Source organism: Streptomyces sp. AcH 505, from assembly GCF_000818175.1.
GTDB lineage: Bacteria > Actinomycetota > Actinomycetes > Streptomycetales > Streptomycetaceae > Streptomyces.
In genome coordinates, this window is record NZ_JTIY01000014.1 from 1 (window position 1) to 19,977 (window position 19,977).

16 protein-coding genes and 2 pseudogenes are annotated in these 19,977 nt (G+C 68.3%); 5 read left to right on the top strand and 13 right to left on the bottom strand.

Annotated elements, in window-relative coordinates; genetic code table 11:
- Nucleotides 1-258 precede the first annotated feature (258 nt).
- Nucleotides 259-543: a hypothetical protein gene (locus HY68_RS38270; RefSeq protein WP_206742995.1), complete on the top strand. Its 285-nt coding sequence runs from the start codon at nucleotides 259-261 to the stop codon at nucleotides 541-543.
- A 39-nt stretch (nucleotides 544-582) separates the two neighbouring features.
- Here the strand turns inward: HY68_RS38270 and HY68_RS38275 are convergent, their stop codons facing one another.
- Together HY68_RS38275 and HY68_RS38280 are read right to left on the bottom strand one after the other, a co-directional pair.
- Complete coding sequence (locus HY68_RS38275) at nucleotides 583-855, bottom strand: CPCC family cysteine-rich protein (RefSeq protein WP_042002219.1); 273 nt, start codon at nucleotides 853-855, stop codon at nucleotides 583-585.
- 85 nt (nucleotides 856-940) lie between these two features.
- A pseudogene (locus HY68_RS38280) lies at nucleotides 941-1,366 on the bottom strand (Rrf2 family transcriptional regulator); the annotation flags it as partial.
- Between the two features lie 127 nt (nucleotides 1,367-1,493).
- Here HY68_RS38280 and HY68_RS38285 point away from each other — a divergent pair.
- Entirely contained in the window at nucleotides 1,494-2,231 is a 738-nt protein-coding gene (locus HY68_RS38285) for an SDR family oxidoreductase (protein WP_042002222.1), read from the top strand.
- 139 nt (nucleotides 2,232-2,370) lie between these two features.
- Nucleotides 2,371-2,577 (top strand): annotated as a pseudogene (locus tag HY68_RS45985) (transporter); the annotation flags it as partial.
- Nucleotides 2,578-3,082: 505 nt separating this feature from the next.
- On the opposite strand, the gene HY68_RS38295 reads toward HY68_RS45985, so the two are convergent.
- Nucleotides 3,083-3,976 carry a LysR family transcriptional regulator gene (locus HY68_RS38295; RefSeq protein WP_042002227.1) on the bottom strand — a complete coding sequence of 298 codons (894 nt, stop codon included), beginning with the start codon at nucleotides 3,974-3,976 and terminating at the stop codon, nucleotides 3,083-3,085.
- 139 nt (nucleotides 3,977-4,115) lie between these two features.
- Between HY68_RS38295 and HY68_RS38300 the strand changes: the two genes are divergently transcribed.
- A complete protein-coding gene (locus tag HY68_RS38300) occupies nucleotides 4,116-4,934 on the top strand; it encodes a 3'(2'),5'-bisphosphate nucleotidase CysQ (protein ID WP_042002230.1) in 819 nt (272 codons plus the stop codon).
- A 43-nt stretch (nucleotides 4,935-4,977) separates the two neighbouring features.
- Entirely contained in the window at nucleotides 4,978-5,574 is a 597-nt protein-coding gene (locus HY68_RS38305) for an NAD(P)-binding domain-containing protein (protein ID WP_042002233.1), read from the top strand.
- A 406-nt stretch (nucleotides 5,575-5,980) separates the two neighbouring features.
- Here HY68_RS38305 and HY68_RS38310 read toward each other — a convergent pair whose 3' ends face one another.
- The 10 genes from HY68_RS38310 to HY68_RS38355 all read right to left on the bottom strand — a co-directional run.
- On the bottom strand, nucleotides 5,981-6,793 hold the full coding sequence (locus HY68_RS38310; protein ID WP_042002235.1) for an ABC transporter permease subunit: 813 nt from the start codon (nucleotides 6,791-6,793) through the stop codon (nucleotides 5,981-5,983).
- A 68-nt stretch (nucleotides 6,794-6,861) separates the two neighbouring features.
- Entirely contained in the window at nucleotides 6,862-7,782 is a 921-nt protein-coding gene (locus HY68_RS38315; RefSeq protein WP_042002237.1) for an ABC transporter permease subunit, read from the bottom strand.
- Nucleotides 7,779-8,951, bottom strand: coding sequence for an ABC transporter ATP-binding protein (locus tag HY68_RS38320; RefSeq protein WP_241778926.1), 1,173 nt, complete (start codon nucleotides 8,949-8,951; stop codon nucleotides 7,779-7,781). The genes HY68_RS38315 and HY68_RS38320 overlap by 4 nt, the downstream gene beginning before the upstream one ends.
- A 5-nt stretch (nucleotides 8,952-8,956) precedes the next feature.
- A complete protein-coding gene (locus HY68_RS38325; protein WP_241778927.1) occupies nucleotides 8,957-10,159 on the bottom strand; it encodes an extracellular solute-binding protein in 1,203 nt (400 codons plus the stop codon).
- Nucleotides 10,160-10,287: 128 nt separating this feature from the next.
- Nucleotides 10,288-12,012: an IlvD/Edd family dehydratase gene (locus HY68_RS38330; RefSeq protein WP_107070306.1), complete on the bottom strand. Its 1,725-nt coding sequence runs from the start codon at nucleotides 12,010-12,012 to the stop codon at nucleotides 10,288-10,290.
- 95 nt (nucleotides 12,013-12,107) lie between these two features.
- Nucleotides 12,108-13,016 (bottom strand): dihydrodipicolinate synthase family protein, encoded by a 909-nt coding sequence (locus HY68_RS38335; protein ID WP_042002257.1) that lies wholly within the window; start codon nucleotides 13,014-13,016, stop codon nucleotides 12,108-12,110.
- Nucleotides 13,017-13,033: 17 nt separating this feature from the next.
- Nucleotides 13,034-13,672: a GntR family transcriptional regulator gene (locus HY68_RS38340; protein ID WP_198533564.1), complete on the bottom strand. Its 639-nt coding sequence runs from the start codon at nucleotides 13,670-13,672 to the stop codon at nucleotides 13,034-13,036.
- Nucleotides 13,673-13,792: 120 nt separating this feature from the next.
- The gene (locus tag HY68_RS38345) at nucleotides 13,793-16,600 is read right to left on the bottom strand and encodes a glycoside hydrolase family 2 (protein ID WP_042002242.1); all 2,808 of its coding nucleotides are present in this window, start codon (nucleotides 16,598-16,600) and stop codon (nucleotides 13,793-13,795) included.
- A gap of 183 nt (nucleotides 16,601-16,783) precedes the next feature.
- Complete coding sequence (locus HY68_RS38350) at nucleotides 16,784-18,787, bottom strand: PQQ-dependent sugar dehydrogenase (RefSeq protein ID WP_078864223.1); 2,004 nt, start codon at nucleotides 18,785-18,787, stop codon at nucleotides 16,784-16,786.
- A 173-nt stretch (nucleotides 18,788-18,960) separates the two neighbouring features.
- Nucleotides 18,961-19,977, bottom strand: a 1,017-nt coding sequence (locus HY68_RS38355; RefSeq protein WP_042002263.1) for an SGNH/GDSL hydrolase family protein, incomplete at its 5' end; no start/stop codon positions are given.

The window sequence follows — 19,977 nt, forward strand, 5'->3', positions numbered from 1 at the left end:
GGACGGCCATTTCAGAAGACGCCGCTGATAGTTCTGTCACATCGGTGCCCTCGAACGGGCCGGCCCCATCCCCGCCCGGAGGTCCGTCCGTTCAAGGGCCCCAGCCCGGGATGCGCACCGGCCGCGCACAGTTCGGAGCCCCGGGAACGAACGGGGAGGCGTTCCCGGGGCTCCGCTACGGGGCCTGCTCAACGACGGTCTGCCGTAGAGGTCACTGCGGTGGCTCTCTCGCCGTGCATGCCGGTGATCGTCTTCGTCGTGACCCGACGCGTCTGTCTGGGACTGCGGCGGCGCGACCGGGAGAAGGTGCTGCACGGCAGGGAGACCGGCATCGTCAAGCGGCTGCCGCACGGCGAGTTCGTCGAGGTGCACGAGCAGCTCTCGCCTGCCGAACTGTTCACCCTGACGCAGGGCGAACAGCCGCAGCCGTTCCAGCTCGGTCCCGCGACGGACAGCAACGGCGTGACCCGCAGGACCGGCCTCGCCCAGCGGGTGCGGGTACGGCTGTCGCGGGCTTTCTACGACGAGAAGTCGCGGGTGTGACGGGCGGGCAGGGCAGGCAGGGGAGGGGATCCGTTGCCGTCAGCCGCCCGGCAGTTCCTCCGGGAGCGGGTCCCGCACCCGGCCGGCCCTGCGCTGCTCCGACGCCCCGAACTCGGCGTAGTTCTGCCGCGCTTCGCGCAGCGTCACGTGGTTGGGGCCGCCGACGTAGCGGTCCGGGTCGCTGTAGTCCGACCCGTCGTCCTCCCAGCCGCACACCGGGCAGATCTCGTAGAAGCCCCGCTCGGTCAGCGTCAGATTGCCGCAGACGAGGCAGGGCACGCGGGCGGCGGCGGCCGGATCACTCTCGGTCATGGACGGTGGCCTCTCCTCCGACTCCGGCATGGCGACCCGCACCCGCTGCGCCCGGACCCGCATCAGGCAGCGCTGTACGAAGAGGTGCCGCGAGTACGTCCCGGAGTACGTTCTCGAGCGTCACGCCGGCCAGTTCGTGCCTCAAGGTCTCCTCGATGCCCTCGTAGATGCCCTGCATCGCCGGCTGGATGCCGTAACCCACCACGCATCCCTGATCCGGGGTGGTGCGGTGCATCGCGAACAGCGGGCCGGGTTCCACTGCCTGGTACACGTCGAGCAGGGTCATCGACCCCAGCTCGCGCGCCAGGGAGCAGCCCGCGCCCACACCCCGTCGGGACTCCACGAGCCCGGCCCTGCGCAGCTCGCCGAGCAGCCGTCTGATCACCACGGGGTTGGTGTTCGCGCTGGTCGCGATCTGCTCGGAGGTGGCGACTTCATGGCCCTGGCGCTGGTATAGGCCGATCCAGGCCAGCGCGTGGGCGGCAATGGTCAACCTGCTGTTGGCACTCATGAGCCCCTCCTCTCGGCCGCAACTCCTTACGTTACGACGGCGCAGTCGTAACAGCAAAGGTTGCAACAGATGGTCGTAACAAGTAGCGTTACGACCATCGGGAAGGTCAATCAACGAGGTGAGAAGAATGAGCAAGTCACTCACGGGCAAGGTCGCCGTGGTCACGGGGGGTAGCTCCGGCATCGGATTCGCGACCGCACGCGCATTCCGCGACGAGGGCGCGAAGGTTTTCATCACCGGTCGCCGCAAGGACGCGCTCGATGCTGCGGCCGCCGAGCTCGGACCTGCCGTAACTGGCGTGGTCTGTGATGTTTCGGTGCCCTCAGACCTCGACGCGTTCTACAGCACCGTGCGCGACGAGGCCGGCCGCATCGACGTGCTGGTCGCCAACGCCGGCATCGGCACCGCGGCTCCGTTCGGCGAGGTGACCGAGGAGCTGATCGACTCGGTGTTCGCCACCAACGTCAAGGGAACGATCTTCACCCTGCAACAAGCGCTGCCACTGCTCAGCGCCAACGCTTCGGTGATCCTCACAGGATCGACCGCCACGACACGGCCCAGTCAGGGACTCGAGGTCTACGCAGCGTCGAAGGCCGCAGTCCGCAACCTCGCCCGCGGTTGGGCCCTCAGCTCGCGCACCCATGGCTTCCGGGTCAACGTCGTATCCCCGGGCGGTACACGCACCCCGGGTCTGCTCGAGCTGGTGCCGCCCGAGGTTCTCAAGCAGGCCGAAGGCGACGTCCCTCTTGGCCGGCTCGCCGAACCCGAGGAGATCGCCGCCGTGACGACGTTCCTCGCCTCGGACGCATCGAGTTACGTCAACGGTGCCGAGCTGTTCGCCGACGGTGGTTACGCGCAGGTGTGAGCGCGCCCGTAAAGCCGGCGGGGGAGGCCGGCGTGCGGGCACTCGTCTTCGATCAGAGACGCCTTGATCCCGGCGCCGGTACCGGCCGGCTGTGGTTGGAACCAGCGGAAAACTTGTTGAGAGTGCTGATGCGGTTCGCGGGGGCCGGATCGATTCGCTCGGAATGGACGAGAACGGGTCGCCGGCCATCGTGGGGTACAAGCGCGGTGTCGATGCCGGGGTCATCGACCAGGGTTTGTTTTATCTGGCGTGGTTGATGGACCGCCGTGCCGAGTTCGAGCATCTGGTCCGCGGCCGGCTCGGCGTGACGGCGGCGTCCCAGGTTCGGTGGGGCGGCCCGCGCCTGTCGTATAGCGACAGCAGACCCTCGACGCCACTGTCCACGGACCCGCAGGTAGTCCATGGACAAGGGCCCCACCTGCCGAGGTGTCTCGGCACGGCGCCGGGGCGGTGAGGGCGACCGGCTTGGCGCCCCGGTCGGCCGCGGCAAGCAGGTCTGGCGGGGTACGTATCAACGTGTGGGAGGGCCGGGCCTCAGCCTCGCGGTGTCACGCGGCGGGGCGTCTGGCGGCCGAACTCGCCCTTGTTATGGCTTGAGGGCGGTAGGTCCTGTGCCAGTGAACGGCCGACTCCTGGAAAGTAGTTGAGGTACAGGAAATCCCGGTGAGATTGATCTGCGCACCGGCGAGCCGCGATGGTGAGCCGCAGGCGTCGGTCTGGCCGCCTCCACGGCCAGCACCCGCACGGACAAGCCGCTGCTGACGTTCAAGACGTTCAAGCAGATCGCCGTGGTGGTCGCGTGGACCGTGGACGTCTGAGTGACGCAGCCACGGCGCCGACTACGACGCTCCTCACCGGGCCAGCGCGGTTCGCGCCAGTCCGCGGAGCCAGGCGTGGGCGTGATCGGTGTCGTAGCGCTGATGCCATGACAGGTATATCGGTGCCGACGGCAGTTCGAGCGGGAGGGGGAGCACGACCAGGCCGAGGTCGGCGACCGCTGACCGGGTGGTGGCTTCGGGGACGCTGATCAGGATGTCGGAGCCGCGCGCGAACTCCAGAGCGGCCCCTTCCGTGGGCGCGGTCGCCACCACACGGCGGGTGAGGCCGAGCCGGGCGAGGGCGTCGTCGATGGCGTTGGTGAGGTTTCCACGTCGCGAGACGGTGACGTGTTCAGCGTCGGCGTACTGCTGTGCGGTGAGGGTCCTGGCGCGGGTGAGGGGGTGCCCCTGCCTCGCGACGACGACGAGGCGGGTCTCGCCCACGTTCTCGGCACGGATGTCCGGTGCGCTCGGGCGGTTGGAGTTCGCCTCCAGGTCGACCTCGCCGCGCCGCAATTCGGGGGTGTCGATGCTCGATTCCGCGACGAAGCGCAGTCGCACGCCCGGCGCCTGTCCGCGCACGGCCGCGAGCAGTGCGGGGCCGCTCAAGGCGACGAGGGAATCGTGCCAGCGGAGTGTGAACGTGCGCTCGAGCGTTGCCAGATCGAGTTCACGGCTCGGTGCCAGCACCCCCTGGACCTGGTGCAGCAGATCGTGCACCTGTTCCCGGACGGCGATCGCATACGGCGTCGGGGTCATCGTGCGGCCGGTGCGCACGAGGATCTGATCCCCGGTCGTGCGCCGGATCCGGCCCAGACTGCGGCTCATCGCGGGGGCGGTGACGTGCAGGCGCGCCGCCGCCCCGGCCACACTGCCCTCCTCCAGCAGCGCGTCGAGCGCGGCGAGCAGGTTCAAATCCAATTGCATGTGAGTAATTCTAACCGTGCCTGACATGCATTTGAAGTTAATCGACGGGCTGCCTACCGTTGAGGCGAAAGCGCAAGAAGTAACGCGCAGTTCGGCCCTCGACCGGCCTCAGTACCCCTCCTCAGACGGGAATACCGCCATGTCCGAAACGCTCCAGACCACCGACGTCGCCGCCTCCGACGCCGACCTGCTCGCCCAGACCGCGATCGCCGTGCGTGAGGCGGGTTCGGCGCTGCGCGAGCGCTTCGGCGAGGTGGTCCGCTACCAGAGCCGCCACGAGCTGATGCGCGCGCTGGCCGTCAACGACGACGCGGCTCTCGACATCCTGCGTCCCCGTCTCACGAGCCTGCGTCCGCAGGCCGGCTGGGTGGAGGACGAACTGGACGGCGGGGCGCTGCCGGCCGGCGAGTGGTGGGTCGTGGATCCGGCCGAGGGCAACGTCAACCACCTGCACGCCCTGCCGGAGTGGGCGGTGACCGCCACCCTCGTGCGGGAGAACCAGCCGGTGCTCACCGCAGTGCACCTGCCGTTGACCGGCGAGACCTACACCGCGCTCACCGGCGCGGGGGCCCACCTCGACGGCCGGCCGCTGCACGTCTCCCAGACCGCCGACCTCGGCCTGAGCATCGTGGCCACCAGCCAGGCCCGGCCGGACGAGGACGAAAAGGTCGTGCGGCGGGTCGGTTCCTCGATCACCGCGATGCTCTTCGACGCGCTCGTCGTCCGCGTCGCCGTGCCCGCGACCCTGCACCTGCTGAACGTAGCCGCCGGCCGGATCGACGCCTTCTGGCAGTTCGCCGGCGCCCGCGCGGACCTGCTTCCCGGAGCGCTGCTCGTCACCGAGGCCGGCGGACGGATCTCCGACGCCGAGGGCCGCCCCTGGACCCCCCAGAGCCAGAGCTTTGTGGCCGCCGCGCCGGGCGTCCACGCCGAGGCCGTGTCCACGCTCTCGCGCTGACCGCGCACTACAACCCGCACGCCCACGGAAGGACCAGATCATCATGACCAAGATCGCAGTTCTCGGAAACGGCCGCGTCGGCGGCAACCTGGCCGCAGCCCTCGCCCGGGCAGGACACGAAGTGACAGTGGCGGACCGCACGCCTGGCACCGCCGCCGACGCCGCCCGGACTGCCCGGATCGTCGTCAACGCCACCCCGGGCGCCGGCTCGCTGGACCGGCTCGCCGCTCTGCGCGAAGAACTCCGGGACAAGATCCTCGTCGATGTCTCCAACGCCACCACCGACGGACCGGACGGACTGCCCGCCGATCTGATCTACCCCGGCTCGAGCCTGGCCGAACAGCTCCAGAAGGCGCTCCCCGAAACGCGCGTCGTCAAGACACTCAACACCATGCTCTTCCCGGTGATGACCTCGCCGGACACGCTCGCCCAGACACCGACCGTGTTCCTCTCCGGCGAGGACGCGCAGGCCAAGCAGTGCGTCCGCGAACTGCTCACCGACCTCGGCTGGCAAAAGGAATGGATCACCGACCTCGGCGGGATCCAGACCGCCCGCGCCACGGAAGCCGCGATCCTGTTCGTCCCTCACGTCATCCGTTCCACCGGATTCACCCCCTTCGCGATCTCCATCGCCCGCTGACTGTCGAGCTGCGCCGGCTGGAGGTAGCCGGAGCCGGCGCGTGGCATGGACGGGTTCCCGGTGGGACACGATCGTGGGATGCACTGTCCGACTTGGTGGCGGAGTCGACGTTGCCCCACGGGCGTCAGGCACAAACTCTCGCCTCGTCAGTCATCCGCCAGAACTTGACCCCGGCGACGTTTTCTGCGCCGGCGTCGTGCCAAGCCCGGCCCGCCGCATCAAGGAACCCCAGCCAGACCGCTACCGCAAAGGCGTACTTCCTCCGCGTGCCCGCGCTCGCGTTACGCATCCGCGCTGAGCTTGTCCTACCTTCCAAGCGTGGGTCTGTGACGGTCATTCGTAGGATCGTCGGCCGACCGCACTTGTGTTCGGAAAGTCCGTGGCGCGGTCCTCCAGATTGGGGGCGTCACTGCGAGCTGCGCGCGACCAGCTGGGTGGGATTGACGAACCGCAGTGCGATCAGGAGCAGCACCGCCATGGACGCGGTGTAGATGACGGCCATGGCGTCGATGGACTGGGGGCTACGGATACCGGCCGAGAAGACGGCGGAGAAGAGGGACACGATGAGGGTCTGGCTGTCGGGTCCTGAGGTGAGGAAGGTCAGTTCGAACATGCCGAACGTGCGGACCAGGACGAGGATACCGGCGGCGAGCATGCCGGGCAGGAGGAGTGGGCCGAGGATGCGGAGGAGGACGGAGCGGGTGGAAGCGCCGCACATCCGGGCCGCGGCTTCGAGGCGGGGGTCGATCTGTTCGATGAAGGGCGTCATCGTGAAGATCACGAACGGGATGGACGGGACGAGGTTGGCCAGGACGACGCCAGTGAGCGTCCCGGCCAGGTGGAACTTGTACAGCACGGTGGCCAGCGGGATGCCGTAGGCGATCGGCGGCACCAGGATCGGCAGCACGAACAGCGTATTGACGATCTTCTTGCCCGGAAAGTCACGGCGGGCCAGGGCGTAGGAGGCCGGCACGCCGAGCAACAGAGACAGGGCGACGACCAAAAAGGAGACCTCGACGGTGACCCACATGACCTGGCCGAGGTTGAACTCGTTCCATGCCTTGCTGTACCAGGAGGTGGTGTAGCCGTGGGGTGCCCAGCCCTTGAACCAGGTCCTGCCGAAGGAGTTGACGACCACGGAGCCGATGACGCCGAGCACAGCCAGGAAGAAGACTGCGAGGGCGGCCCAGACCAGCCAGGCGCCCGGGCGCAGGGTCACGCTCCGGCGTCGCACCGGGGCTGGGCGGGGCGGAGCCTCAGCCGGCGATGTGGACATCGTGGGGACGGTCATCCCTTGCCTCCTGTGGAGCTGCGGTAAAGGCGGGAGCGCAGCGCCATCGTGAGGCCGATGACTGCCAGCATCAGGGCAGTCATGACCATGGCGATCGCAGAGCCCTCGGAGTAGTTGAACCGCTCCAGGGCGGTCTCGTAGGCCTCGACGGAGATGACGTGGGTCTTGCCGTCGGGATCGCCGACCATCATCGCGGAAGGGAACACCGCGAAGGCCAGGACGAAGGTCAGGACGAAAGTGGTCATGAGCCCGGGCAGCAGCAGCGGGAAGGTGATGTGGCGAAAGCGCTGCCGCCAGTCCGCGCCGAGGGTGGCGGCGGCGCCCTCCAGAGCCGGGTTGATTCCGGAGAGGTAGGAGTGGGTGAGCAAGAAGGCGAACGGGAAGCCGCTGATGATCAGGGAGAGCAATACGCCCCAGTAGTTGTAGGTGAGTTTGACCGGTGAGTCGGTCAGGTGGAGGGCGTGCAGGGTCTGGTTGAACCAGCCGACGGGGCCGAAGAACTCCAGGATGCCTTCGGCGGTCAGTACCGTGCCGAGCGTGATGGGGACGACGAGCAGGGCGAGCAGCAGGCGCTTGCCGCGGAAGTCCTGCCGCATCCGGTAGGAGATCGGCACGGCGGCGCCGACGTTGATGATCGCGGCGGGTATGGCGAGTTTGAAGGTGATGCTGATGGAGCCGACAGCGAAGGAGTTGGTGAAGAAGTCGTGGTAGGAGCCGAAGAAGCCGCCCTTTTCGGGCTGGAAGGATATCTGCAGCCCGTAGAGGAACGGGTAGACGAACAGGGCGATCACCGCGAGCAGGCCCGGCAGGAGCAGCAGCAGGGTGCGGTCGACGCCGCGTTCGGCCAGGCGGTGTCGTAGCGCGGTTCGGGCGGGTGGGTCCGGCGCGGGAACGGGTGGAGGGACGGCGGCGCTCATCCGGTCGCCTCCTGCAACTCCTCGGGGTCGCGAACGAAGACCAGGGCCCGCTCGGAGGGGATGGCCAGGGAGACGGTGTCGCCCGGGTGAGCATGGACTGCTGTCTTGAAGTGGATGCGGTCGCCCGCGCCGGTGAGGGCTTCGACATGGAAGAGCCGGCCGTGGTACTCGACGATCTCGGCCACGGCCTCGATGCCGGCGCCGCCGGTCTCGTCGCCGTCTTCGGCGAGGCGGATGTCTTCGGGGCGGACGGCGACCGCGACTTGCTCCCCGACAGCGGGCATGCGGTCGCCGACCGGGGTGCCGCGTAGTTCCAAACCACGGCCGCGGGCGAGTACGCCGCGGGAGTCTGCGGACGCCGCCTCCAGGTAAAGGAGGTTGCGGTAGCCCATGAACGCGGCGACATGCGGATTGGCGGGGTGCTCGTAGAGGTCGGCGGGCGTGCCGATCTGGCTGACGCGGCCCTCGTGGAGGACGACCAGGCGGTCGGCGAGCGACAGGGCCTCTTCCTGGTCGTGGGTGACGTACAGGGTGGTGAGGCCGAATTCCTGGTGGATGCGCCGAATCTCGCTGCGCATCTCCAGGCGCAGTGCGGCATCCAGGTTGGACAGCGGCTCGTCCATGAGAACCAGCGGCGGTTCCAGTACGATGGCGCGGGCGATCGCGACCCGTTGCTGCTGACCGCCGGAGAGCTGCGCGGGGTGCTTGCGGGCCTGCTCGGTCAGCCTGACCAGGGACAGCACCGCATCGACACGGCGGTCTAGGTCTGCTTTGGGGATCTTCTGCATCTTCAGGCCGAATGCGATGTTCGCCCGCACGGTCAGGTGCGGGAAGAGGGCGTAGTTCTGGAACACCATGCCGAATCCGCGTTTTTCCGGCGGCAGTGTGTCCACGCGCCGCCCGTCCAAGGTGATCTCACCCCCGGTCAGTGGCAGCAGCCCGGCCAGGCAGTTCAGCGCGGTGGTCTTGCCGCAACCCGAGGGCCCGAGCAGGGCGACGAACTCCCCGCCGTGCACGGTCAGGTCCAGCGGGTGCAGCGCGGTGTGCGTCCCGTAGTCACGGGTCACGCCCCGCAGGTGCAGCTCGCGCAGCTGAGAGCCGATCCGGTCATCGTCAGTGAGCGGGCCCTTGGGCCGGATGCCGGATGCGGTGGAATTCGTCGGGGTCACGGCGGTCACTTCGACGAGCCGATCTTGCGGTCCCACAGGTCGAACGCGGTGACCTGGGTGGTGGCCGGCAAGGAATTCTTGATCGGATACTGCTTGATCCACGTGTCGAACAGCGGCTCACCGAACTGCGCGACGACCTTCTGCGACGCGGCGGGCGCTTTGTCCAGCGGCACGTCCTTCACCGCCGGCCCCGGATAGAAGTAGCCCTCGTCATAGGCGAACGCCTGCTGCTCCGGGGTGAGCATCCACGCCAGCAGACGCAGGACCGCCGTCAGCGTGTTCGACGAGACACCTTTGGGAATCACCCCGTACTGGGCGTCACACACCCATGTGAAGGTCTGGAATTTCGACACCTTCATCCCTGGCGGCACTGTGCCCAAGGCCCGCGGATTGATATACCAACCCGTCGTGGAAGCGACCATGTGCACCGTTCCCGCTGCGAGGTTCTTCATCGTGTCGGTCGTCCCGGCCGGGTAGGAATCGACGTACTTGTTCAGCTCCGTCAGATACGCCCACGTCTTCGCCCATCCGTTGGTCGGGTCCGTCGGGTCGGAGTCACCGAGCAGGTAGGGCAGACCCATCAAAAAGGTGCGCCCGGGGCCGGAGTTGGCAGGGCGGGCGTACTGGAACTTCCCCTTATTGGCCTTCGCCCAGTCCAGCAGCGCGTCCGTCGTGGCTGGCGGGCTGGTGACCTTCTTCGGGTCGTACTCCAGCAGCGGACCGGACGGGTACCAGACCAGCTCGATGCCCTGGTCCTGCGCCAGCGACGTCATCGAGGCAGCAGCTGGCTGGTAGTTGGCCATCAGGCCGGGGAGGAAGGTGTCGTAGTACGGCTTGAGGTTGTACCACAGGCCCTTCTGTATACCGGCGGCCAGCCCGTCGGTGCCGGTCAGCACCAGATGGATCTGCACGTTGTCGGCCTGCTGTTGCGCCTGCACCTTGGACGCCAACTGCGGCGCCGTACCCGTGCTGTAGGTGACCTTGCCGACGACTTCGGGGTGCGCGGACGTGAATGCCTCGATCATCGGCTTGGTCAGGGCCAGATTTCCGGCCACGTCCAGGATGTTGAGGGTGACCGGCTTGCTGGGGGTGCTGGCCAGTGACGTGGGCGCGGGAGCCTTGTTGCCGCTGTCGTCGGGGCTGCTCGGGGCGGAGCAGGCCGCCAGGATCGGTGCGGCGACCCCGGCGGCGGCCAGGGTGGACAGCACCCGGCGACGCGGGAGACCAGGGGGGCGCGGGACGGACCTTCCGGGGATCTCGGACATGGCGGATCAAGCCCTTCGCTGGTGCGGTGGCTGAGGAGTGGTGTGCTGTGCGCAGTTGCGGGTATGCCGGTTCAGCGTGGGTCGGGCACCGGATTGCGGCCCTGTGATGCGAGGAAGTCGAAGTCGCAGCCCACGTCGGCCTGCGTGACGTGCTCGTTGTAGAGGGCTCCGTAGCCGCGGGTGGACAGCGGCTCCGGCGGGAGCCAGGCGAGGCGACGTTGTTTCAACTCGGCCGGTTCGACGTTCAGTTGAAGCAGGCGTCGCTCGACGTCGAGGGTGATCAGGTCGCCGGTGCGTACCAGCGCCAGCGGACCGCCCGCATGCGACTCGGGGGCGATGTGCAGTACGCAGGTGCCGTAACTGGTGCCGCTCATCCTGGCGTCGGAGATTCGCACCAGGTCGGTGACGCCCTCTTCCAGCAGGTAGGCGGGGATGGGGAGCATTCCGTACTCCGGCATGCCCGGCCCGCCGAGGGGGCCTGCGCCGCGCAGCACCAGGACGGTGTCCTGGGTGATGGCGAAGGCGGGATCGTCAATGCCCTCCCTCAGCTGGGAGTAGGAGTCGAAGACAACCGCGGGTCCGGTGTGGCTCAGCAACTCGGGGGCGGCCGCAAGGTGCTTGATCACCGCGCCGTCCGGGGCGAGATTGCCGTGCAGGACGGCGAGGCCGCCTTCCTCGTGGAGGGGCTCGTCATGCCTGCGGATGGCGGGCCCGTGGATCTCGGCGTCCGCGAAGTACTCACCGAAGGAATGACCGGCCACCGTGATGCGGTCCGGGTGCAGCGTTCCTGGAACCTCGTTCAACTGCCGGAGCAGGGCGGGGAGTCCGCCGGCGTAGTAGAAGTCCTCCATCAGATGTGCGCCCACCGGGCGGACGTCCGCGAGGACCGGGACGCGGCGGCCGATGACGTCGAAGTCCGCCAGCGAGAAGGGGACCCCGAGCCGTCCGGCCATGGCTGTCAGATGGATCAGCGCATTGGTGGAGCCGCCGAGGGCGAGCACCGTCGCGGCGGCGTCCTCGAATGCCGCCCGGGTCATCACGGCTGCCGGGGTGATGTCCTCCTCGACCAGGCCGACGATCCGCCGGCCTGCCGCCGCCGCCATTCGGTGATGGGCAGAGTCCACTGCGGGAATGGCGGAGGAGCCGGGCAGCGCCATGCCCATGGCCTCGGCGACAGCGGTCATCGTGGACGCGGTGCCCATGGTCATGCAGTGGCCCGGTGAACGCGCCAGACCGCACTCCACCTGCGACATCTCGCACTCGTCGATGCGCCCGGCCCGGTATTCGTCCCAGTAGGCCCACAGATCGGTGCCGCTGCCCAGGGTCTTTCCGCGGTGGTGGCCGCGCAGCATGGGCCCTGATGGGACGACCAGGGCCGGCAGCCCGGCACTCGCGGCACCCATGAGCAGCGCGGGCACGGTCTTGTCGCAGCCGCCCATCAGCACCGCGCCGTCTACCGGGTACGACCGCAGCAGCTCTTCGGTCTCCATGGACAGCAGGTTGCGGTACAGCATGGGAGTGGGCTTCTGGAAGGTCTCCGAGAGGGTGGAGACGGGGAACTCCAGCGGGAATCCGCCGGCCTGCCACACACCGCGCTTGACCTGCTCGGCCCGTTCCCGCAGGTGCATGTGACAGGGATTGATGTCGGACCAGGTGTTGAGGATCGCGATGACCGGCTTGCCCAGGTGCTCTTCCGGGAGGTAACCGAGCTGCCGCATCCGCGAGCGGTGGCTGAAGGCCCGCAGGCCGCCGCCGGTGACGTCGTCGGCGTTGCCGAACCAGGCCGCGCTGCGCAGCGGCTTCAACCCTGGCGACACGGTCCCGGCCACATCAGCGGCGGCACCTAAGGCACCGGTCTCATCGGCTTCGCTGTTCCCGGCGGTTCCCGCGTTCACAGCCGGCCCTCCGTCCGCCACTGCGCGATCAGTTCACCGATGGTGTCGCGGACCGCAGCAGGCAGGAGCCGGGACGGCGGACGGACCGTCCGTGTACTCAGGCCGAGTTGCGCCAGTGCCTCCTTGACCACGCTGACGTTGTCGGCGGACGCGTCGGCCGCGCGCAGTTCCTCAAAGGTCCGCGCCGATTCCCATACCTTCATGGCTTTCGGGTAGTCCCCGCCCCGCAGTGTCTCCAGCAGCGCGAGTGACAGCTGCGGGACTACGTTGACCAGACCCGAGGTGAAGCCGACTGCGCCGGTCGCCCAGTATCCGGGGGCGTACAGCTCGGCCAGCCCGGCTATCCACGCGAACCGGTCCAGGCCCGCGTCCCGCGCCACGGATGCGAAGCGTACCGAGTCGGGGAGGGCGTACTTCACACCGACGACGTTCGCGCAGGTGTCGGCGAGCCTCCGGATCTGCTCGCCGCTCACGCGCTCGTCGCGGATGTAGAGGACGACGCCGAGTTCCGGCACCGACTCGGCGATCGCCCGGTGGTAGTCGATCCAGCCCTCTGCGGAGCGGTAGGGGTGGACGGGCTGGTGCACCATGACGGAGCCTGCTCCGGCGTCACGGGCGTGGAGGGCGGCCGCGACCGCTCCTGCCGTGTCCAGGCCGACGCCTGCCATCACCTCCGCCCGGCCTCCGGCCGCCGCGACGGCCGACTCCACGGCCCGCCGGGCCTCCGCAGGGCTGAGGGCGTAGAACTCGCTGGTGTTGCCGTTGGGGGTCACCACCTGCACACCGTGGTCGACCAGCCGACGGACCAGTGCCGCGTGGTTGTCCCAGTCCACGCTGCCGTCCGTGTTGAACGGTGTCACCGGGATGGCGATCACGGTGGCGAGCCGGGCACGGAGATCATCCATACGCGAGGTGTCCGGTGTCATGCCGGTTCTCCTCCGCTGAGGTCGGGGAAGTTGCGCGCCACGAACGCGCCGATGTGGTCGCGGAGCAGGTCGCCTACCAGTTCCGGCTGCCCGCTCTGCGCGGCGCGCAGGATGGCCCGGTGCTCCTGGGCCTCCATCTCCCAGGATGGTCGGACGGCCCAGGCGGCACTGGACACCAGGGCCGTTTGGTCGCGCAGGTCGTCCAGTGAGTTGACCAGCAGCGGGTTTCCGCAGCCCGCGTAAAGGGCCCGGTGAAAGTCCCGGTTCGCCAGCGAGCGCTCGGCCGCGTCGGCGGCCCGGTCCGCGGTGTCGAGGGCGGCTGCCGCCGCATCCCAGGACCGGTGGTCGGTTGCCGCGGTCCGTACCGCGGCAATCGGCTCCAGCAACAGCCTCATGTCGTACACGCTGCGCGCCAAGGCCTGGTCGACCTCGCGCACCGAAGCTCCCTTGTAGGGACTCATGATGACCAGGCCCGTCCCTGCCAGCGTCTTCAACGCCTCGCGTACCGGCGTCTTCGACACCCCCAGCTGAGCGGCGAGTTCGGTCTCCACCAGCGGCTGTCCCGGCTTCAACTCACCTGTCAGGATTCCGTGCTTGACCGCGTCCAGCACCGCCTCAGTACGCGAGGGCAGCAAGCCGGGATGAAAACGGCTGGAATGAGCAAGCACATCGGACACAGGACAGGCCCCCAGGAGATCTCATATATGAAGTGCCGACGACGCTAAAGCTTCGCCGGGTGGCGGTCAAGGTTTCCGTCAGCTCTCGAACCGGAAGTACAGGGTGCGGGTGTATGTCGCCGCCGCGGTGTTGGGCTGGCCGGCCGGCCCTACGGAGGCCGCGGAGTGGAACTTATTGCCGATCGCCGGGATTCCGTCGAGGAAGGAGATGTTCCCCGCAGGGAAGGGCGCGGCGGCGGTTCCCGAGTCTGACGGCTGCGAGGGCGTGAACAGCCGCAGGAAGACGTTCTCCTGGGCGGACACCACGGTGATCGTTCCTTCTGTGGTGTGGAGGGAACCCCAGTACAGGTCGGCGTGGTAGCCCTTGAACTCGGGGTAGGCAAAGCCGGTTTTCCCGGTGGCGGTGTTGTTGTAGTTCTTGGTCCACACGTCGGTGGTCACCCCGCGCAGCCGGTTCTTCCAGACCCGGTAGGGCCCGCGGCCCAGCCATGTCACGCCGGTGACCTTGGACTCGGGATAGTCGAAGTTCACACCGAGGTAGTCGTGCGTCCCGGTGAGGTTGTAGGTGTAGTCCAGCCGGAGCCAGCCGTTGCTGTCCAGCCGCCACCGCACCGTTGTCAGATTGCCCGAGTACGTGGCGGTGACGGTGTGGGCGCTGCCGTCCTGGGCGTGGGTCAGGCTGGTCAGCGTCGAGGACCCGGCCGACAGGGCCGGCCCGTTGGCCAGCGACACCGCGGTTCCGTCCCTGGTGATCCCGGTCAGTCTTCCGGTGGCGCGGGCGATGCGCACCGAGGTGGCGCCCGCGGTCATCGTGACCGTGTCGCCGCTTTGGGTCCCGGTCACCGACGGCGCGCCCGGGACCGGGACGACAATCCGGGCCGCGTGGTTGGCCGCCTTCTTGATCGTCCAGACCCAGGTGGCGAGTTCGGCGCCCGAGGCGTCGGCTGCCGTCACGCGCAGCGCGTCCGCGGTCGCCCAGTTCGCCGGCAGTCCGAGAGTGAGCTTCCCGGTGCCGCCGGGAGCGATGCTCGGACTGGCGCACGTGCCCTGCGCCGTCACCGTGTGCCCGGTGCCTCCCGGGGAGGCGTAGGTGACCAGCTGCCAGCTGAACCTGCACGTGGAGGTGTTGGTGAAGGCGTAGCGGTTCGTCAGCCCGACGGTGCCGTCGAAACTGGCGGGGAAGGTGGTCTCGTAGTACGAGCGGCTGGTCAGCTGGACCGGTGACCAGATGTCCTTGATGGTGAAGTAGCTGCCCTCCTTCTCGCGGAACGGGCCGACGATGCCGTCAGGCCCGCGGTTGCCGTTGGTGTCGATCGCGCCGCCGCCGTCGTCGCGGCGGATCGACTCGTCGATGAGCGACCAGATGAACCCGCCGGCCGCGTGCCGCGCGGTGGACATCAGGTTCCAGTAGTCATCGAGTCCGGCGCCGGCGCCGCCGTCGTAGAGGCCGTGCAGGAACTCGGTGGGCATGTAGACCGTCGAGCCGGCCAGTTTGGACTGGACCGCGGAGTAGGTCGGGTAGTGGTTGGTGTCGATGCCGCTGAAGTTCGCCCAGGGGTGCAGCACCGCCCGTTTCTGCGGGTCCCAGGAGCCGAAGAGGCCGTCCAGGGCGGTGTTCCAGCCACCTTCGTTGCCGTTGTCCCAGAACAGGATCGAGGGGTGGTTGACGTCCCGGGTGACCATCGCCTGGACCAACGGGGTGCCGGCCGCCGTGTCATAGCTGTGCTGCCACCCGCCCAGCTCGTCCAGCACGTACAGGCCCAGCTCGTCACAGAGATCGAGGAAGTACGCGTCCGGCGGATAGTGCGACATCCGGACCGCGTTGACGTTCATCGACTTCATCAGCGCGATGTCCTCCCGCGCCAGACGCGGGCTGGAGGCACGCCCCAGGGTCGGATAGAAGGTGTGCCTGGTCACGCCCTTCAACAGCACCCGGACACCGTTGACGTAGACGCCGTCACCGCTGCGCACCTGCACCGTCCGGAAGCCGAACCGCTCGGTGAGCCCGTGCACCTGCGCGCCCGAGGAGTTGGTCAGCACCACTTCCGCCTGGTAGAGGTTCGGGGTCTCGGCGGTCCACAGCTTCGGGTTCGACGCGCTCGTGGAGACGGTGACATGGGTGGCGCCCGCCGAGACCGGGGTCGAGACACTGCCACCGACGTTCGTGCCGTCGAGCGTCTTGATCTGGGCGGTCACCCTGCCGCTGCCCACGTTCCCCGCCAGGTAGACGTCGGCGGCGAAGGTCCCGCTGGACTCGGCCCGCACCGCGATCCGGTCGACCCGCGCCGTGGGGAACGCCTGCAGGTACACCGGCCGGAAGATGCCGCCGAAGTTCCAGTAGTCACCCTCACGTTCGGCCTGGTTGACCGAGTTGTTCGAGGAATCCTTGTCGACGGTGACCTCGAGCAGGTTGCTCTTGCCCAGGAGAATCAGGGACGTGACGTCGTAGCGGAACCGGTAGAAGGCTCCCTGGTGCCTGGGGCCCGCTGACTTGCCGTTCAGCAGAACAGTGGTGTCGGTCATCGCACCCTCGAAGACCAGGAACACCTGTCGGCCCGCCCACGAGGCGGGCGGTGTGAAGCTGTGACGGTACTTCCCGCTCTCACCCGGCGTCAGCGCCCCGCCGTAGTTGTACGTGCCGTAGCCGGAGAACTCCCAGTTCGACGGCGTCGGGACGGTACTCCAGACCCCGCTCCTGCGGCCGGCCGTGCACTGGAAGTCCCACGGCACGGTGCTGTCGACGTCGGTACCGGTCAGGTACATCGTCTGCGTCGCGGCGACGTCGGCGACGCTCGCCGACGCCGGTAGGGCGACTCGTGTCGCTGCGACGGTGGACAGTCCCATCGTCGCGCCGAGGGCCAGGAATCTGCGTCGTTGCACATCCATCGGAATCCTCCAGGGGGAAAGGGGCACTGGGCAACGGCTTCTCGGCCGTTGTCAGGTCACAGCTCCAGAGTTGGCCGTCCGCCGCCACTTCCACTCCTGCGGCGTGAACGGCCCGGTATTCGGCGGTGCGGGGGCGCCCGGCCCAAGGGTGTCGTCGAGAACCTCCTTGGGCCGGGCCCTGGATCAGCCGAGTGCGACGTGGAAGAGCTTTTCGTTGCTGTTGTTGGGGATGCTGTCCTTGTCACCGTTGTTGCTGGTGGTGAGCCACAGGCCCCCGTCGGGGGCGGGTTCGACGGTGCGCAGCCGGCCGTAGGTGCCGTTGAAGTACGTCTGCACGTCGGTCAGCGAGCTGCCGCTGATGACCTCGCGGTACATCCGGGTGCCGCGTTCGCAGGCCACGTACAGGACGTCGCGGACAACGGAGATGCCGGAGCAGGAGCCGTCAGCGGTGACGTAGGTGCGCTTGGGCGCGATGTATCCGGAGGTGCCGCAGGTGCCGCTGGTGCCCTCGCAGGCCGGCCAGCCGTAGTTGCCGCCCTTGGTGATGAGATTGGTCTCATCCATGATCGCGTTGCCGAACTCCTGCTCCCACAGTCGTCCTTGGGAGTCGAAGGCCAGGCCCTGCGGGTTGCGGTGGCCGTAGCTCCAGGCGTAGTTGCCGAACGGGTTGTCCGAGGGCACGGAGCCGTCGGGGTTCAGGCGCAGGATCTTGCCGTTGAGGCTGTTCTTGTTCTGCGCGTTGTCGCCGTTCTGCGCGTCGCCGGTGGAGGCGTAGAGCTTCCCGTCGGGGCCGAAGCGCAGCCGGCCGCCGTTGTGGAACTTGTTGCGCAGGATCCCGGTGAGCAGGATCTGCTCGCTGCTGAGGGTGAGCTTGTCGTTGTCCAGCTTGATCCGCACGATCCGGTTGTCGGTCGGGGATGTGTGCATGATGTACAGCCAGTGGTCGCTGGCGTAGGTGGGGGAGACGGCCAGGCCGAGCAGGCCGCCCTCGCCGTCGGTCTCGTCGACGTTGGGGACGGTGCCCACGGTGGTCTTCGCCCCGGTGGCGGGGTTGAGGTGGACGATGTCGTGGGCGTCGCGGCGGGTGTAGAGGATCGTGCCGTCGGGCAGCGTGGCCAGGCCCCACGGGATGTCGGTGTCGGTGGCGATCTGCGTGACCGCACACACCGCACTGCCGCACGCGGCACCGGTCTTCACGCTGACCGTGTTGCTGTGGCCGGAGACGTTCGCTTGTGCGTCACGGGCCACCACGTAGTAGGGGTAGGTGGTGTTCGCGCTCAGGCCGCTGTCGATGAACGTCGTCGCCGGCGGGGTCGTGCCGTTGGCGGTGACGGTGCCGGCCTTGGTGCTGCCTCGGTAGACGTCGTAGTACTTCACCGCGACGTTGTCACTGGAGGCCGACCAGCTCAGCGACACCGTGGTGCCCGACACCGTGCCGGACAGGTTGCCCGGCGTGGTGGGGGGCTGGGTGTCGACCTGGCACTGCGGCGGGGTGATGGCGACCGTGGAACTGGCCTGGGAGACGTTCCCGGCGGCGTCACGGGCGTTGACGTACAGTCCCCAGTTGACCCCGGGGACAACCGTCAGGCTGGTGGACAGCGTCGTGCCGCTGACCGACTTCATCAGCTGGCCGTCGTGGTAGACGTCGTAGAACGCCACCCCGGTGTTGTCGCTGGAGGCGTTCCAGGCGAAGGTCACCGAGTCGCAGACCAGGTTGCTGACCCGCGGGCTGCCCGGCACGGTCGGCGGCTGGGTGTCGCCCGCCGTGGTCTTCCACTGCTGGTTGCTGCCGCCGTTGCAGGTCCACAGGCCGACCAGGGTGCTGTTCGCGGTCGCCCCGCCCACCACGTCCAGGCACAGCCCGGACTGCACCCCGGTGATCGTCCCGTTGCTGTTGACCTTCCACTGCTGGTTGGTCCCGCCGTTGCACGTCCAGATCTGCAGCGTGGCGCCCGGGGTGGTGGCTCCCTTGGCCACGTCCAGACACTTCGGGCTGTCGTAGACCCGCAGTTCACCGGCCGAGGTGAGCGTCCAGGCCTGGTTGGTCTGGGAGTTGCAGTCGTAGATGTTGATTCCGGCGCCGTCCGCCGTGCTCTGGCCGATCACGTCCAGGCACCGGCCCGACGCCGTACCCGTTATGTGCGACCCGGTGGCCGCGGAGGCGGGCGTCGCGCTGGTCGTCAGCATGGCCGCCAGGGCCGCGATCGCGGCTAGCGCGGCGACAGCGGCCGCTGACCATCGCCGATGGCGCGGTCTGTGAAGGGGTCTGCGGAACACGGAAGTCTCCTTGCGGATCGATGAGGGTCGTGCGACTGGATTCACCAGTCGCGTGCTGTGCTCGGAGCGGAAACCGCAGCGGACTACGCGGACTGTGGCGCCGTCCACTTCTGGTTCGTGCCGCCGTTGCAGTCCCAGATCTGGATCTGGGTGCCGTCGGTAGTGGCGGCGGCGGGGTCGTCGAGGCAGCGGCCGGAGGCGGGGTTGCGGTAGCCGCCGTTGTACGCCTCCCATTTCTGGTTGGCGCCGCCGTTGCAGTCCCAGATCTCGGCCTTGGTGCCGTTCGCGGTACCGCCACCGACGATGTCCAGGCACTTGCCGAGCGCGCGCAGTGTGCCGTCCGAACCGGCGCTCCACGACTGGGCGTTGGTGCCGTTGCAGGACCAGATCTGTGCAGCGGTGCCGTTGGCGCTGCTGCCGGTGTTGACGTCCAGGCACTTGCCTGCGACGCCCGAGCGCACCGGGCCGGCGGGGGAGGTCCCTGGTGCGTGTATCCACCCGGCGGCGTCGGCCGCCTGGATCCCGGCGTTGAAGGCGGTGGCCATCTTCTGGTAGCCGCCATCGTTGGGGTGCAGCCCGTCGGACAGGTCTGCTGTGGTCAGCGCGCTCATGTCGACCAGCCGGACGTGCTTGCCAGCGGACTGCTCGGCCTGGACGATGCCGGGGATCGCCTGGTTGAACGCGGGCCGGTTGGGCTCCTCGGTGCTGTTCGTCGACACGATCAGGGTGCCGACCAGCACGGTCGCGTCCGGGGCGTCCGCGGTGATCTGGTCGATCAGCGCGTGCAGCCGTTTGGTGGCGGTGGGCACCTGGTAGTTCTGCCCCAAGTCGTTGGTACCGATCTCCAGGGTGACCACGTTCGGCCGGTACTGGCTGAGCACGGAGTCGGCGATGCCGGCGATCTGGTCGATCCGCCAAGCGGAGTGGCCCTCGTTGTCCGGGTCGGACATCGGGCCGTTACGGCCGGAGCCGACGAAGTCCAGGGTGTGTCCCTCAGCCGCCAGTTGGTTCCACAGGAAACCCCGGTAACCGTTTCCCGACGGGCTCCCGAGACCCCAGGTGATCGAGTCACCCAGCGGCATCACCCGCAAAGACGCAGG

What these genes read in the sequence shown, in the direction of transcription:
- HY68_RS38350 (WP_078864223.1), bottom strand. Translation starts at nt 18,787, where the DNA reads ATGCTGACGACCAGCGCGACGCCCGCCTCCGCGGCCACCGGGTCGCAC.
- HY68_RS38295 (WP_042002227.1), bottom strand. Translation starts at nt 3,976, where the DNA reads ATGCAATTGGATTTGAACCTGCTCGCCGCGCTCGACGCGCTGCTGGAG.
- HY68_RS38345 (WP_042002242.1), bottom strand. Translation starts at nt 16,600, where the DNA reads ATGGATGTGCAACGACGCAGATTCCTGGCCCTCGGCGCGACGATGGGA.
- HY68_RS38305 (WP_042002233.1), top strand. Translation starts at nt 4,978, where the DNA reads ATGACCAAGATCGCAGTTCTCGGAAACGGCCGCGTCGGCGGCAACCTG.
- HY68_RS38275 (WP_042002219.1), bottom strand. Translation starts at nt 855, where the DNA reads ATGACCGAGAGTGATCCGGCCGCCGCCGCCCGCGTGCCCTGCCTCGTC.
- HY68_RS38335 (WP_042002257.1), bottom strand. Translation starts at nt 13,016, where the DNA reads ATGGATGATCTCCGTGCCCGGCTCGCCACCGTGATCGCCATCCCGGTG.
- HY68_RS38315 (WP_042002237.1), bottom strand. Translation starts at nt 7,782, where the DNA reads ATGAGCGCCGCCGTCCCTCCACCCGTTCCCGCGCCGGACCCACCCGCC.
- HY68_RS38300 (WP_042002230.1), top strand. Translation starts at nt 4,116, where the DNA reads ATGTCCGAAACGCTCCAGACCACCGACGTCGCCGCCTCCGACGCCGAC.
- HY68_RS38285 (WP_042002222.1), top strand. Translation starts at nt 1,494, where the DNA reads ATGAGCAAGTCACTCACGGGCAAGGTCGCCGTGGTCACGGGGGGTAGC.